Source organism: Dactylosporangium sp. CA-092794, from assembly GCF_050948465.1.
Classification (GTDB): Bacteria; Actinomycetota; Actinomycetes; order Mycobacteriales; family Micromonosporaceae; genus Dactylosporangium.
On sequence record NZ_CP192044.1, the window covers coordinates 10,179,092 to 10,193,117 of the forward strand.

At 71.0% G+C, this 14,026-nt stretch carries 14 protein-coding genes; 7 read left to right on the forward strand and 7 right to left on the reverse strand.

The annotated features are described in order from the left end of the window. Positions 1-3 precede the first annotated feature (3 nt). From ACQPXD_RS43685 to ACQPXD_RS43715, 7 genes are all read right to left on the reverse strand, one after another. On the reverse strand, positions 4-996 hold the full coding sequence (locus ACQPXD_RS43685) for a cyclase family protein (protein WP_432828873.1): 993 nt from the start codon (positions 994-996) through the stop codon (positions 4-6). Beyond that, a complete protein-coding gene (locus tag ACQPXD_RS43690) occupies positions 968-1,741 on the reverse strand; it encodes an IclR family transcriptional regulator (RefSeq protein ID WP_432828875.1) in 774 nt (257 codons plus the stop codon). The genes ACQPXD_RS43685 and ACQPXD_RS43690 overlap by 29 nt, the downstream gene beginning before the upstream one ends. Positions 1,742-1,803: 62 nt before the next feature. Continuing rightward, positions 1,804-2,880, reverse strand: coding sequence for an extracellular solute-binding protein (locus tag ACQPXD_RS43695; RefSeq protein WP_432828877.1), 1,077 nt, complete (start codon positions 2,878-2,880; stop codon positions 1,804-1,806). 167 nt (positions 2,881-3,047) lie between these two features. Further along, positions 3,048-4,184, reverse strand: coding sequence for an ABC transporter ATP-binding protein (locus tag ACQPXD_RS43700; RefSeq protein ID WP_432828879.1), 1,137 nt, complete (start codon positions 4,182-4,184; stop codon positions 3,048-3,050). Positions 4,185-4,196: 12 nt separating this feature from the next. After that, a complete protein-coding gene (locus ACQPXD_RS43705; protein ID WP_432828881.1) occupies positions 4,197-5,066 on the reverse strand; it encodes an ABC transporter permease in 870 nt (289 codons plus the stop codon). Then, positions 5,063-5,932 (reverse strand): ABC transporter permease, encoded by an 870-nt coding sequence (locus tag ACQPXD_RS43710; protein ID WP_432828883.1) that lies wholly within the window; start codon positions 5,930-5,932, stop codon positions 5,063-5,065. Before ACQPXD_RS43710 ends, ACQPXD_RS43705 begins: the two co-directional genes overlap by 4 nt. A gap of 50 nt (positions 5,933-5,982) precedes the next feature. Beyond that, positions 5,983-6,807, reverse strand: a complete 825-nt coding sequence (locus tag ACQPXD_RS43715) for a helix-turn-helix domain-containing protein (RefSeq protein WP_432828885.1) — start codon at positions 6,805-6,807, stop codon at positions 5,983-5,985. Positions 6,808-7,018: 211 nt separating this feature from the next. Between ACQPXD_RS43715 and ACQPXD_RS43720 the strand changes: the two genes are divergently transcribed. From ACQPXD_RS43720 to ACQPXD_RS43750, 7 genes are read left to right on the forward strand one after another with little or no spacing between them, the layout of a single operon-like run. Further along, positions 7,019-7,942, forward strand: a complete 924-nt coding sequence (locus ACQPXD_RS43720) for a DUF6282 family protein (RefSeq protein ID WP_432828887.1) — start codon at positions 7,019-7,021, stop codon at positions 7,940-7,942. Further along, positions 7,942-8,883 carry a 3-keto-5-aminohexanoate cleavage protein gene (locus tag ACQPXD_RS43725; protein ID WP_432828889.1) on the forward strand — a complete coding sequence of 314 codons (942 nt, stop codon included), beginning with the start codon at positions 7,942-7,944 and terminating at the stop codon, positions 8,881-8,883. The genes ACQPXD_RS43720 and ACQPXD_RS43725 overlap by 1 nt, the downstream gene beginning before the upstream one ends. Next, on the forward strand, positions 8,880-9,791 hold the full coding sequence (locus ACQPXD_RS43730; RefSeq protein ID WP_432828891.1) for a hypothetical protein: 912 nt from the start codon (positions 8,880-8,882) through the stop codon (positions 9,789-9,791). Before ACQPXD_RS43725 ends, ACQPXD_RS43730 begins: the two co-directional genes overlap by 4 nt. Further along, complete coding sequence (locus tag ACQPXD_RS43735; protein ID WP_432828893.1) at positions 9,788-10,570, forward strand: HpcH/HpaI aldolase family protein; 783 nt, start codon at positions 9,788-9,790, stop codon at positions 10,568-10,570. The genes ACQPXD_RS43730 and ACQPXD_RS43735 overlap by 4 nt, the downstream gene beginning before the upstream one ends. 26 nt (positions 10,571-10,596) lie before the next feature. Continuing rightward, positions 10,597-11,364: an SDR family NAD(P)-dependent oxidoreductase gene (locus ACQPXD_RS43740; protein ID WP_432828894.1), complete on the forward strand. Its 768-nt coding sequence runs from the start codon at positions 10,597-10,599 to the stop codon at positions 11,362-11,364. After that, positions 11,357-12,565, forward strand: a complete 1,209-nt coding sequence (locus tag ACQPXD_RS43745; protein WP_432828896.1) for an iron-containing alcohol dehydrogenase — start codon at positions 11,357-11,359, stop codon at positions 12,563-12,565. Before ACQPXD_RS43740 ends, ACQPXD_RS43745 begins: the two co-directional genes overlap by 8 nt. Next, positions 12,562-13,989 carry an NAD-dependent succinate-semialdehyde dehydrogenase gene (locus ACQPXD_RS43750; protein WP_432828898.1) on the forward strand — a complete coding sequence of 476 codons (1,428 nt, stop codon included), beginning with the start codon at positions 12,562-12,564 and terminating at the stop codon, positions 13,987-13,989. Before ACQPXD_RS43745 ends, ACQPXD_RS43750 begins: the two co-directional genes overlap by 4 nt. Positions 13,990-14,026: the final 37 nt, after the last annotated feature.

The following is a 14,026-nucleotide window of genomic DNA, read 5'->3' on the forward strand; positions in this document are numbered from 1 at the left end:
CGGCTACTTGATGGCCAGGGCGTTGGGCGGCGAGCCCACGCCGCCGGGGATGTTCAGCGGCTTGCAGGTCAGGAAGCAGTCGTAGCGCCCGTCCGCCGCGCAGCTCGCGGCGAGCTCGTCGAGCTTCCACAGCTCGCCCATGGCCATGCCCAGCAGGGCGATCAGCGGGCGGTGCAGCATGCCGTCGTGGTTGACGCCGCGCTCCGGCGGGCGGGCCCCGGCCAGGCGGAAGTCGGAGTCGATGACCGGGTCGGCCTCCACGGCCGGGGTGTCGCTCGCGACCAGGGCGATCTCGTGGTCCCAGAGCCAGCGCAGCGAGGTCTCGCGCTGGGCCAGGCCCGGGGACTTGTTGCGGGAGTTGAACTCGATGCGCTGCTCGCGGGACTTGGCGACGTAGTTGCCGGCCCAGCCGGTGCGCAGCAGCAGCATGTCGCCGCCGTGAAACTCGACACCCTGGAAGTCCGCGATCTCCGACAGCGTCCGGGCCTCGATCGCGATCGTCGTCTCGCAGTTGTACTCCCGGCCTCGCGCGGCGAAGAAGCGCGGCACGTCGAGCAGGACGCCGCGGCCGGCGATGCCGGACTCGGCCCAGTTGTGGATGCCCAGCCGGGTCGACTCGGCGGTGTTGTCGGCGGCCGCGAGCCCGTTGTAGAAGCCGTGCTCGGGGTGGCCGATGTGGCGCAGGGAGTCCAGCTGCGAGGTCGACTGCAGATAGAAGGAGTCGAGCCAGTCGTCGCGGTGGAACTCGTTGTTGGCGAACACGTGGTGCCGGGTGGCCGGGCGGGTGCCGGTCGGATACGGCTCGAAGGCGTTGACCGGATAGTCGAGGCTGAACCGCTCGCCGGTGCGGATCAGCCGGGCGGCCGCGGCGACGCGCTGCGGCGTCAGCAGGTTGACGGTGCCCAGCTCGTCGCCGGCGCCGAAGACGTCCCAGCTGGAGTGGGCCGGCTTGGCATTGGCGAGCTCGTCATACGTCGGCCGGGGGCGTTCGTTCACCCGATACTCCTGACATCTCGTCGGTCAGCGCGTTGGCGGTGGCCAGCAGCGGTTCGAGCACGGGCGGCAGGTCGGCGAGCTCGCCGGCGCCCAGGATTCCGACGGTGGCGCACAGCCCCTTCTCGTCGAAGACGGGCGCGGCCACCACGAACACGCCGCCCGCGCGGCGCACGAAGCTGAAGCCCTGCCGGCGGGCGGAGTAGACCTCCGACTCCAGCCGGGCCCGCTCGGCCGGGGTCATGCCCTCGGCCATGGCGTCCATCGCGGCGGCATCGCCGTAGGCGAGGAACACGTAGGTCTGCGCCGCGGTCGAGTCGAGCTTCGTGCCGGCCCGCACCGTGACGACCACCATCCGGCTGGTGTCCTCCTCGGCGAGGGCGACCACCGGGCCCTGCGCGCCGCGGATGCTGAGCACCGCCGTCATGCTCACGACGGTGCTCAGCTTCCGCAGATACGGCGGGGCGATCTCCACGATCCGCTGGCGGCCGATCGCCTGGATCCCCAGCTCGAGCATCAGCCCGCCGAGCGCGAAGGTCCCCCGGCGGGTACCGCGCTCGAGGATGCCGGCGGCAACCATCGATGCGCAGTACCGATACGCCGTAGTGCGATTCAGCCCGGTGCGCTCGGCGACGTCCGCCGCCGTGAGCTCGAGGACCCGAGGACCGAACAGCGCGCAGATCTGGCCGACGCGTGCGACCGCCCGGATGTCCGAGTTCGCGGCCTCGGTCGGATCAAAGTTCGCCATGTCCTAACTATAGTTCACATGGAGAACGTTGAGCTGTGGCAGACATCGCCGACCGGGCCCACTCATCCGGCGAGCCAATTGGTGAGCTTCGTCGTCACCGCGTTGAAGTTGGCGGCATACCAGTCGACGTCCTGCATCACGGTCTGGCCGGTGTTGACCGGGCCGTAGACCTCGACCTTCTTCGCATGCTCGGACAGGTTGGACTTGGCCGCCTTGTTCACCGGCGCGGTGCCGAGGGTCTCGGAGATGCCGGCCACCGCCTCCGGGGAGGTCACGGTGGGCAGGAACTCGGTCGCGGTCTTCACCTTCTTCGACCCCTTCGGCACCGCGAAGGCGTTGAGCGAGGTCACGGTCACGTCCCAGACGACCGTGATGTTGACGCCCTGGTCCATCAGCGGGACCAGCCGCGAGTCGGCCAGCAGGAACATGTCGACCTGCTTGGAGCCGACCGCCTGCTGCAGCGCGCCGACGTTGGGGGCGAAGGTGGTGACCTTGCGGATCGTGTCGAGCTTCTTCAGCGCCCGGTCGACGTCGAGCGGGTAGAGCTTGTCCGGGGCCACGCCGTCGGCGAGCAGCGGGTACTCCAGGATGCCGTTCTGCAGGTTGGTGAGGATGCCGCGCTGGCCCGGGAACTTCTGCACGTCGAAGAAGTCCTTGATGGTCTTCGGCGCCTTGCTCGGGTCCGGGAAGGCGTCGGTGCGGTAGGCGAACGGCGTGGTATTGATGAAGTTGCCGATGTAGCACTTGCCGACCGTGCCCTTGACCAGGTTCGTCTGGTCGACCTTGGAGAGGTCCAGCGGCTCGAAGAGCGTGCCGCAGTTCTGCTGGGCGGCGTAGGGCGCGACCGCGACCACGTCCCAGAGCACCGAGTTGCTCTGGACCTGGGCCTTCACCTGGGCAACGTCGGCGGGCGAGGTGTTGACGAAACTGACGTTGGGGTGCGCCGCGGTGTAGGGCTTCTGGTAGTACTTGATCATCGCGTCCTGGCCGACGCCCCCGTAGGCGACGAACGTCAGCGTCACGTTCGAGTCGCCGTCCTGACCGCCCGAGCTGCCGCCGCCACAGGCGGCCAGCGTCGAGATGAGGGCGATCGCACTGAGGGCCTTGACGGCACGGGTGCGGTTGCGGGTTAACACCATGTCACTTCCTCTGGTTGCGGGGTGTGGCACCAGCCGGGTGTTCAAAATATGTAGTTGGAATTCACGATCCGCACGCTAGTGAGACGTGGGCGGGCGTGCAAGAGCGCGAACGGGTACCGTTACGAAAATGTGCGCTATACGGCTTGGGGAGTGCGTATGCCGAACAACTACGCGGCGACCAGGCGCTGCCGGTCGACGCGCCACCACGCTACCGCCGCCTGACCGGGGTGCAGGTCGGTCTCCGCGGCGTCGAGCCGGGCCCGGCCGGCCAGTCCGCGCGGCCCGAGGGCGAGCGCGGCGGTGCGGTAGGCGCCCAGGTACTCGAGGTCGACGACGGTCGCGGTCACCGCGTTGGCGCCGGGCGGCACCGCGTCCGCACTGCCCGCGATGCGCACGTCCTCGGGCCGCACCATGAGCGCGGCCCGCTCGCCGGCGCTCACCCGGGCCGAGACGGTGGCGGGGTCCACCGCCCAGACCCGGTCCTCCCAGCTGACCTTGCCCTCGGCGGTGTGTGTCGCCTCGAAGACGTTGGAGTCGCCCAGGAACCGGGCCGTGAACAGGGTCTCCGGCTCCCGGTAGAGCGCCTCGGGGGTGCCGACCTGCTCGATGCGCCCGTTGTTGAACAGGGCGATGCGGTCGGACAGGCTCATCGCCTCCTCCTGGTCGTGGGTCACGAACACGAACGTCGAGCCCACCTCGCTGTGGATGCGGTGGATCTCCTGCTGCAGCAGGCCGCGCAGGTTGCGGTCCAGCGCGCCGAGCGGCTCGTCGAGCAGCAGCGCGTTGGGGTCGAACACGATGGCGCGGGCGAGCGCCACCCGCTGCTGCTGGCCGCCGGAGAGCTGGGCCGGATAGTTGTCGTCCCGGCCGGTCAGCTGCACCAGCTCCAGCACGTCGGCGACCTTGCGGGCGATCTCGGCCCTGGGCAGCCGGCGCTCGCGCAGCGGGTAGGCGACGTTCTGCGCGACCGTCATGTGCGGGAACAGCGCGTAGTTCTGGAACAGCATGCCCAGGTTGCGCTTGTGCGGCGGCAGCGCGCTCACGTCGGAGCCGTTGAACGCGATGGTGCCGGCGGTGAGCGTCTCGAAGCCCGCGATGAGGTTGAGCGTCGTGGTCTTGCCCGAGCCGCTCGGGCCGAGCAGCGTCATGAACTCGCCCGGCTCGATCGTCAGCGAGACGTTGTCGACGGCCGGAACCGCCAGCCCGTAGTCCTTCGTGACGCCGGTGAGGCGGATCTGGGTCCCGGCTCGCGGTGACACGGACACGGGCGCGGGCGCGGCGGTGCGAGAGGCGGTTGGGGACATGGCGGGAGGCTCCTAACGGGTCTTTCTGCGGCTACCGACGAACTGCAGCACGAGGCAAATGACGGTGACCGCGGTGACCACGAGGCTGGATGACGCGGCGATGGTGGGGTCGACCTCGACGGTGACGCTGTTGTACATCTGCACGGGCAGCGTCTGGAACAGCGGCGAGCGCAGGAAGAGCGCGATCACCACCTCGTCGAACGACGTGACGAAGGCGAAGATGGCGCCGGTGACGATGCCCCGGCTGATCAGCGGCATCGTCACGCGCAGGAAGGTCCGCAGCGGTGAGGCGCCCAGCGACGCCGAGGCCCGCAGCAGCTTCGGGTCGAACCCGCCCAGGGCGCTCGTCACCGACACGAGCACGAACGGCACGCCGATCGCGGCGTGGGCGAGCACGTATCCGGTGGCGGTGCCGACCAGGTGCCAGGTCAGGAACGAGATGTACACCGCCACCGCCAGCACGATCGCGGGCGTGACCATCGAGACCATGAGCAGCGTGCGCACGAACCGCGCCAGGCGGCCCTTGAGGTTGTGCAGCCCGATCGCGGCGGCGGTGCCCACCACCGTGGCCAGCAGCGCCGCGAGCACGGCCACCAGCACCGAGTTGCGCAGCGAGGTGAGCCAGATCTCGTGGGTGAAGAAGTTCTCGTAGAGCCGCAGCGAGAAGCCCCGCGGCGGGAACTCGAACGTCGAGGCCGAGCTGAAGCTCATCGGGATGACGAACAGCGTCGGCAGGATGAAGTAGACCGCGACGGCCCCGCCGATCAGCCACAGCCACCACGGGATCGGGTCGACGCCGCGCCGGCGCGCGGCCCGGGCCTTGCCCGGGACCGGCGCCTGGTCGGGCGTCTCGGCCTCCAGCTCGGCGAGCGTGGTGGTCATGCCTGCTCCTTCGTCCGGGTGGTGGCGACGACGCCGATGGCCGAGATCGTGCCGCCCAGGCGGTTGGCCCAGGCCACGAGCACGAGGGTGACGACGAGCACGACCATGCCCAGCGCCCCGGCGCCGGAGAAGTCCAGCAGCTGGGTCGTGCGCTGGCCGAGCAGCTGCGCGATGAGCGACTCCTGCGGCGAGCCGAGCAGCGCCGGCGTGACGTAGAAGCCGAGGCTGAGGGTGAACACGAGGATCAGCCCGGCCACCACGCCGCTGCGCGACAGCGGCCAGTAGATCTTCCAGAACGCCACGATCGGGTGCGAGCCGAGGCCGCGCGCGGCCAGCAGCAGCCGGCGGTCGATGCCACTCAGCGCGCTGAACAGCGGCAGCACCATGAACGGCAGCAGCACCTGGCTCATCGCCACGGTCACGCCGGCCACCGAGCCGTAGAGCACGATGTCGAGACCGAAGAGCTTGAAGAACGAGTTCACCGGCCCGTCGCGCTGCAGGATGATGATCCACGCGAAGTTGCGGGCCATGACCGAGGTCCAGAACGGCACCAGCACGACGACCAGCAGGATGCCGCGGGCGCGCGGCCCGACCCGGGTCATGAGGTAGGCATACGGATACCCCAGCAGCAGGGCGACGACGGTGACCAGCAGCGCCGTCAGCGCGGTGCGGCCGAGCACCTTCAGCGTCACGCCGTCGGTGAAGAGCTGCCGGTAGTGCTCGGCCGTCCACTCGTCGGGAGAACCGACGCTGCGCAGGAAGCTCTGCCACAGCGGCAGGAGCAGGATCGCGGCGAGCAGCACGAGCGCCGGCACGACCAGCAGCCAATGCGGGCTCGGGGTGCGCCGCTTTGCGGAACCTGGCATCTCACATCCGTCTTCCGCCCGTCGCAGCGGGCTGGCCTGTCGGGGATGGGCTAACTGGCGACCATGGACCCGAGGGTCTGCGCCGCCCGCTCGAGGGCCCGGACGTGATCCGTCGAGGGGCCCGAGGGACTCAGCGTGGCGGTCGTGCCGAGCAGCGCCATGGCGGCCCGCACGTCATGGGTGGTGAGGACCGGCACGGCGACCGAGGTGAAGCCCGCGCCGTCGAGGTCGGCCCAGGCGATCCGGTGGCGGCGGACCCCCCGCAGCGCCTCGCGCTCCGCGGCCGCCTGCGCCGCGTTCAGCGTCGCGTGCGCGCGGGTCACCGCGGCCGGATCGGACTGGAACGCGAGCAGCACGCGGGTCTGGGCCGCCTCGAACCCCAGCACCGTGCCGACCCGCACGGTGATCACGATGGCGCTCTGGTTGGCCTCCTCGACGAGCGTCACCACCGCGCCCGTGCGGCCGAGGAGGCTCAGCACGGCCGTGAGGCCCGTCGCGTCGGAGAGCTGGCGCATGATCGCCGGGGCCGACATGAGGATCTGCCGGCGCTCCGGCGCCAGCGCGGAGAGCTGATCGAGCAGCGGCCCCGGGCCGAACGACGCGTTGAGGAACCCGGCCCGCTGCAGCGACTGCAGATAGCGGTGGGCGGTCGTGCGGTTGAGGCCCAGCCGCTCGGCCACGAGTGCCGGGGTGAGGCGTCGCGTGTCCTGGTCGAGCAGCGCGAGGACGTTGGCGGCGCGATCGATCGACTGGATCGTCGCGCGGTCCGCGTCGGCCTCGGCCGCCGCGGCGCCGACCGGCGCGGCGGAGCGGGCCACGGACAGCGGGTTGCGGCCGGCGGGAGCGGCGCGCCGGCCGTGCTGATCGACGCCCATCTCACACCCCCTCGCCGAGGTCGCGTCCGGTCCGCGCCCTGCCAGTAGATCAGTCGAAAGTTCATGATGCAACCCCAACGCTTCGCATTGTGAACAGAGGAGGCCAGCCGAAGGGCCCGGGACGGCATGATCTGCGGTGGACACTCGCTGACATGATCCGTAGGATGAACTTCCAATACACAATCCGAACAGCACACAGGGAGGAACGCGGATGTCCATCGCCGCCGAGGAGGGGCTCACGCCGTCGCCCGCACTGCTGAAGGTGCTGGACGGCGCCGTCGACCTCCATTGCCACTCCGGCCCGAGCCCGTTCCCCCGGCGGTTCGACCACGTGGAGGCCTCGCACGACGGCGCCCGGATCAACATGCGCGCCATCCTGTGCAAGTCGCACCACCACAACACGGTCATGGACCTGCTGGCCATGAAGTCGCAGCTGGTGAACGCGCCCACGCCGATGTTCGGCGGGGTCGCGCTCAACTCCGAGGTCGGCGGCGTCAACCCGTCCGCGGTCGCGGTGGCCATCAACATGGGCGGCAAGTGCGTCTGGGGTCCCACGGTGTCCGCCGGGCAGCACATGCGCGCGCACAGCCACGACGACGGCTTCCCCAGCGCGTCGGGCAACCTCTACGAGAAGGAAGAGTCCATCTTCAACGCCGCCGGCGACGTGTCCGAGGAGACGCACCTCGTCACCCGCCTGATCGCCGACGCCGGGATCATGATGACCGGCGGCCACCTCGACGGCGAGTCGATGAAGGCGTTCTTCAAGACGGCCAGCGGCAACGGGGTCAGGCGGATCATGCTGCACCACCCCGACTTCATCGTGAACGCCACCGACGCCGACATCGAGGAGATGGTCGGCTACGGCGCGTTCGTCGAGCACGCGCTGTCGATGTACCACCCGCAGGTGCCGGCGCCGCAGTGGCCGATCGAGCGGCTGGTGAACTGGATCAACAAGATCGGGCCGGAGCGCACCGTGCTCAACTCCGACCTCGGTCAGCAGGGCAACCCGCTGCCGGTCGACGCCTACATCTTCATCGTCCAGCAGCTGCTCGACCACGGCATCGCCGAGGCCGACGTGCGGCAGATGATCTGCCGCAACACCGCCTATCTACTCGGGCTGGAGGAGACGAACTGATGCGCAAGGCCGAGAAGGTCATCATCACGACCGCGGTGACGGGCTCGGTGAACATCCCGTCGCAGAGCCCCTACCTGCCCCTGTCCGCGCAAGAGGTGGCGAATGCCGCCATCGAGGCGGTCGAGGCCGGATCGGCCATCGTGCACCTGCACGCCCGGCACCCGGACGGGCGGCCGGCGTTCGAGCCGGAGATCTTCGAGCAGATCGTCCCGCGCATCACCGAGCGCACCGACGCGGTCATCAACATCACCACCGGCGGGTCGTCGGCGATGACGATGGACCAGCGGCTGGCCGGGGCGATGCACCTGCAGCCGGAGATCGCGTCGATGAACATGGGCTCGATGAATTTCGTGTACTCGGGGATCGCCGACCGGGTGAAGGAGTGGAAGCACGACTGGGAACAGCCCTACGTGCTCAACACCTACTCCCATCCGTTCATCAACACCTTCGACCGCATCGAGCACACCCTGCGCACGCTCGGGGCGACCGGCACCCGCTTCGAGTTCGAGTGCTACGACATCGGCCACCTGTATTCGCTCGCCTACTTCGTCGACAAGGGCCTGGCCAAGCCCCCGCTGCTGATCCAGGGCGTGTTCGGCATCCTCGGCGGCATCGGCGCCGACCACGAGAACCTCGAGCACATGGTGCGCATCGCCGACAAGCTCTTCGGCGACGACTACTGGTTCTCCGCGTTCGCCGCCGGACGCGACCAGATGCAGTTCGGCACGCACAGCGCCTGGCTCGGCGGGCACGTGCGGGTCGGGCTCGAGGACAGCCTGTGGATCGGCAAGGGCCGCCTGGCCAAGAGCAACGCCCAGCAGGTCAGCAAGATCCGCGAGGTGATCGAGGACCTCGGCAAGGAGATCGCCACACCGGCCGACGCCCGCGCCATGCTGGCGCTGCGCGGCGCCGGCACGACCGACGGGAGCACACCGCAATGACCATGTACGCGGCGGAGGACATCCGCTCGAAGCTGGCGACGGCCGCGCCCACCAAGGTGGTCGACGCCGCGACGCCCATCCGGCCGGCGCAGTGGATCGAGTTCCACGAACTCGAGCCGTCCGAGGTCGCGCCGAACGGCAGCCGCACCTGGCTCGCCCGCGCCGCCAACCTCGTCATCGCCTACACCGATGCCAAGGCCGGCGACGTGTTCGCCCGCACCGCGCAGCCCGACGAGTACACCGTCCTCATGTATTCCGGCAGCGCCCCGGTGACGGTGAGCGCCGGCAGCGCGACCGAGTCCGTCGCCGAAGAGGCATTCGTGGTCGTGCCGCCCGGCGACAGCGAGATCCGCGTCGACGGCGACGGCACGCTCATCCGCCTGTTCTCCACCGTCGCCGAGGACCTGCGCGCCGCCGCGGTGAACGCCGCCGCCTACGCCGAGCCGGACGAACGCGTGGCGCCGCTCGAGCCCTGGCCCGACCCGGTCGGCGGGTTCCGGCTGCGCGTCTACCGCCTGGCCGACACGCCGATCGCGGAAGGCCGGTTCGGGCGCATCTTCCGCACCACCACCGTCATGGTCAACTTCCTGGCGGAGGAGCCCGCGCCCCGCAACGTGCACAAGCTCTCCCCGCACCACCACGACGACTTTGAGCAGATCTCCCTCGCGGTGAAAGGCCGCTTCAAGCACCACATCCGCTACCCGTGGGGCCCCGACTCGACGCGGTGGCGGCCCGACGAGAACCGCGAGATCGCCACCCCGTCGATCTGCGTGATCCCGCCGCCGACCGTGCACACGACCCAGGGCGTCGGCGATCACCAGCAGCTCATCGACATCTTCGGGCCGCCGCGCACGGACTTCTCCGCGTCCGGCTGGGTGCTCAACGCCGACGACTACCCGGCGAAATGAGCCGCTCCAGCCGGTTCCGGGCGGCCGTCTCCCGCGCCGGCGGGCCGGCGCTCGGGACCTGGATCAAGATTCCCGCCATGGAGATCATGGAGCTGGTCGCACTGGCCGGCTTCGACTTCGTCGTGATCGACCTGGAGCACTCGCCGATCGGCCTCGAGTCGGCGTACCACCTCATCGGCACCGCCCTCCACACGGGCGTCGCCCCGCTGGTGCGCGTGCCCGGCCTCGACGCGGGCATCGTGGCGCGGATCCTCGACGCGGGCGCCGAGGGCGTCATGGTCCCGCACGTCGACACCGTCGAGCAGGCCCGCGCGGCGGTCTCCGCGGTGCGCTTCCCGCCGCTGGGCGCCCGGGGCGTGGGCTCGACCAGCCGGGCCGGCGCCTGGGGTGCGCTGTCACGGGCGGACTACCTGCGCTACGGCCAGGAGGAGGCCGTGCTCATCGCCCAGATCGAGAGCGCCGAAGGCGTGCGCAACGCGGGCGCCATCGCCGCGCTCGACGGGGTGGACGCGCTGCTCGTCGGCGCCGCCGACCTGTCGGTCAGCGAAGGGCGGACCGAGTCCGACCCGGAGGTGGTCGAGCTGATCGCGCACGCGGTCAAGCAGGGCCGGGCGGCGGGCGTGCCGGTCGGCAACGCCGGCGGCGCCACCGTCGCCTCGGTGCGCGCCGCCGTCGACGCCGGCTTCACGTTCACCATGCTGAGCAACGACGCGAGCATCTTCGGCGCCGCCGCCAAGGCCGCCGTCGAGGCCGCCCGGACAGTCAAGCCAGAACAATAAAGCCGGAACAATGAGGACGGAGCACCATGCCTGACCAGATCACCCCGCCGCTCGCCGGCAAGGTCGTCCTCGTCGTCGGGGCGAGCATCGGCATCGGCGCCGACGCGGCCCGCGTGCTGGCCGCGGACGGCGCCGCGCTGATGCTCGTCGCCCGCACCGAGCCGCTGCTCGCCGAGCTCGCCGCGGAGCTGGAGAAGGCCGGGCACGACGTGGCCTACACGACCGGCGACGTGTCCAGCGCGGCGGACGTCGCCCGGTTCGTCGACGCGACGGTCGAGCGGTTCGGCCGGCTCGACGGGGCCTACAACAACGCCGCGATGACGCAGGCGGGCCGCCTCGACACGGTGCCGGAGGAGGACTTCGACCGGATCATGGCGGTCAACATCAAGGGCACCTGGCTGTGCATCCGGGAAGAGGTGCGGGTCATGATCCCGCAGGGTGCCGGCGCCATCGTCAACATGAGCAGCATCGGCGGCCTGCGCGGCAGCTCCGGCATGGGGGCGTACCAAGCGAGCAAACACGCCGTCATCGGGCTGACCCGCACCGCCGCCCACGACTTCGGGCCGCTGGGCATCCGGGTCAACGTGATCGCGCCCGGCCCGACCGAGTCGCCCATGCTCGACCAGACCCGGCGGAACATCCCCGGCGGCGTGGAGGCGCGCATCGCCGCGACGCCGCTGCGCAAGGCGGGCACCGGGGCGGAGGTCGGCGCCGTGGCCTCCTTCCTGCTCAGCGACCGGGCCAGCCACGTCAACGGGGTCATCCTGCCGGTGGACGGTGGGTTCGTTGCCTGACATCGGCAGCCTCCGCCTGCCCGCCCGGGTGCACTTCGGCTACGGCACCCGCGCCCAGCTGCCCGAGATCGTGCGGGTCCACGGCCGGCGGGTGCTCGCCGTCGTCGACCCCTTCCTCACCGGTACCCCTTTCCTCGCCGAGACGACCGGCGCGCTGTCCGCGGCCGGGGCCGAGGTGCGGGTCTACTCGGACATCACGCCCGAGCTGCCGGTCGGCACGCTCGACGCGGCCGGCGCGATCGCCCGGGACTACGGCGCCGACGTCGTGCTGGCCATCGGCGGGGGCAGCGCCCTGGACGCGGCCAAGCTGATCGCGCTGCTGTCCGCGCACGACGGGCCGCTCAGCCGCTACTACGGCGAGAACCTGGTGCCCGGCCCGGTCGTGCCGATCGTGGCCGTGCCGACGACGGCCGGCACCGGCTCGGAGGTCACGCCGGTCGCGGTCGTCTCGGACCCGGACCGGGAGCTCAAGGTCGGCATCTCCAGCCCGTTCCTGGTGCCGGCCGCCGCGGTCGTCGACCCGGAGCTCACCCTGGGCTCCCCGGCCACCGTGACCGCCTACTCGGGCATCGACGCGCTGGTGCACGCGGTCGAGTCGTACACCGCCCGCCCGCTCGACTTCGCCTGGTCCGCGCCGCTGCCGGTGTTCACCGGGCGCAACGCGCTCATCGAGCCGATCGCGCTGCAGGCCGCCCGCCACCTGGGGCCGTGGCTGGAGGTCGCGGTGCGCGAGCCCGCCGACCGGCAGGCCCGCCAGGAGGTCGCGCTGGGCGCGCTGCTCGGCGGGGTGGCGTTCGGCTCGACCGGCACGCACCTGTGCCACGCGCTGCAGTATCCGATCGGCGCGCTGACCAAGACCCCGCACGGCCTCGGCACCGGGCTCATGCTGCCCTACGTGCTCGACGCGCTGCGGGCCGACGGCGAGGTCGCCGAGCGGATCGCGACACTGGGCGCGGCGATGGAGGGCATCCCCGCGGGCGAGGCCTCGGCCGCGCGGACCATCGCGCGGGTGGTCGAGATCAACCGGGCGATCGGCGTGCCCGCGACGCTCGCCGAGATCGGCGTCGAGCGCGACCAACTGCCCCGCATCGCCGACCTGGCGCTGGTGTCGAAGCGGCTCGTCGCGATCGCGCCGATCGAGCCGTCCCACGACGCGCTGCTGGACATCCTCGAGCATGCCTACGAAGGAGCCGTCGCATGACGTTGTACACCGATCTCTTCATCGACGGGCAGTGGCGGCCCGGCTCGGACGGCCGGCGCTTCGACGTCGTCGACCCCGCCGACCTGTCCACGATCGGCCAATTCGCGGTCGCGACCGAGCAGGACTGCATGGACGCGGTCGACGCGGCGGCCGCCGCGCAGCCCGGCTGGGCGGCGACCGCCCCGCGGGAGCGCGGCGAGCTGCTGCGCGCCGCCTACGAGATCCTCACCGACGAGGTCGAGCTGTTCGCCGAGATCATGGTCCGGGAGAACGGCAAGTCCTGGGCCGACGCCATCGGCGAGGCCAACTACGCCAAGGAGTTCTTCCGCTGGTTTGCCGAGGAGGCGGTACGCGTACCGGGCGACTATCGCCTCTCCCCCGCCGGCGACAAGCGGATCATCGTGGACCGGCAGCCGATCGGGGTGTCGCTGCTCATCACGCCGTGGAACTTCCCCGCCGCGATGGCGACCCGCAAGCTCGGCCCGGCCCTGGCCGCCGGATGTACCACCATCCTCAAACCGGCCCGCGAGACGCCGCTGACCGCCGCCTACGTCGTCGACGTCCTGCGCCGGGTCGGGGTGCCGCGCGGCGTGGTCAACCTGGTCACCCCCGTGCCCACCGGGCCGCTGGTGAAGCGGATGATCGACCGGCCCGAGGTGCGCAAGCTCTCCTTCACCGGCTCCACCGAGGTCGGCCGGGAGCTGCTGCACGCGTGCGCGGACAGCGTGGTGAGCGCCTCGATGGAGCTCGGCGGCAACGCCCCGCTCATCGTGCTGCAGGGCGCCGACCTGGACGAGACGATCGCCGGCGCGCTGCTGGCGAAGATGCGCAACGGCGGCTCGGCGTGCACCGCGGCGAACCGCTTCTACGTCCACAGCTCCCTGCACGACGAGTTCGTCGCCCGCATGGACGCCGCGCTCGCGGCCCTCGCGGTCGGGCCGGGGCTGGAGCGCACCAACGACCTCGGCGCCCTCGTGTCGGTGGCCGAGCGCGACAAGGTGGCGGCCCTCGTCGACTCCGCCGTCGCGGACGGGGCGACGGTGGTGCGCGGCGGCCACGCGTCGGCCGACGGCGCGTTCTACGACGCGACGCTGCTCACCGACATCAAGCACGGCTCGCAGATCAACGCGACGGAGATCTTCGGCCCGGTGACCGCGGTGGTCCGCTTCGACGACGTCGACGAGGCGATCCGGATGGCCAACGACACCGTCTACGGGCTCATGGCCTACGTCTTCGGCGAGGAGCGGGAGGCGATCGCCGTCGGGCGCCGCCTCGAGGCCGGCATGGTCGCGATCAACCGGGGCGTGGTCAGCGACCCGGCCGCGCCGTTCGGCGGGGTCAAGCAGAGCGGGCTGGGCCGGGAGGGCAGCTCCGAGGGCATCCTGGAGTTCCTGGAGGAGAAGTACATCGCGCTGACGGCGTGAACGGGAGCGGCCCGCAACCAAGGTTGCGGGCCGCTCG

Coding starts and splice junctions, on each gene's coding strand:
- ACQPXD_RS43690 (WP_432828875.1), bottom strand. CDS start 1,741: ATGGCGAACTTTGATCCGACCGAGGCCGCGAACTCGGACATCCGGGCG.
- ACQPXD_RS43695 (WP_432828877.1), bottom strand. CDS start 2,880: ATGGTGTTAACCCGCAACCGCACCCGTGCCGTCAAGGCCCTCAGTGCG.
- ACQPXD_RS43700 (WP_432828879.1), bottom strand. CDS start 4,184: ATGTCCCCAACCGCCTCTCGCACCGCCGCGCCCGCGCCCGTGTCCGTG.
- ACQPXD_RS43705 (WP_432828881.1), bottom strand. CDS start 5,066: ATGACCACCACGCTCGCCGAGCTGGAGGCCGAGACGCCCGACCAGGCG.
- ACQPXD_RS43710 (WP_432828883.1), bottom strand. CDS start 5,932: ATGCCAGGTTCCGCAAAGCGGCGCACCCCGAGCCCGCATTGGCTGCTG.
- ACQPXD_RS43715 (WP_432828885.1), bottom strand. CDS start 6,807: ATGGGCGTCGATCAGCACGGCCGGCGCGCCGCTCCCGCCGGCCGCAAC.
- ACQPXD_RS43720 (WP_432828887.1), top strand. CDS start 7,019: ATGTCCATCGCCGCCGAGGAGGGGCTCACGCCGTCGCCCGCACTGCTG.
- ACQPXD_RS43725 (WP_432828889.1), top strand. CDS start 7,942: ATGCGCAAGGCCGAGAAGGTCATCATCACGACCGCGGTGACGGGCTCG.
- ACQPXD_RS43730 (WP_432828891.1), top strand. CDS start 8,880: ATGACCATGTACGCGGCGGAGGACATCCGCTCGAAGCTGGCGACGGCC.
- ACQPXD_RS43735 (WP_432828893.1), top strand. CDS start 9,788: ATGAGCCGCTCCAGCCGGTTCCGGGCGGCCGTCTCCCGCGCCGGCGGG.
- ACQPXD_RS43740 (WP_432828894.1), top strand. CDS start 10,597: ATGCCTGACCAGATCACCCCGCCGCTCGCCGGCAAGGTCGTCCTCGTC.
- ACQPXD_RS43750 (WP_432828898.1), top strand. CDS start 12,562: ATGACGTTGTACACCGATCTCTTCATCGACGGGCAGTGGCGGCCCGGC.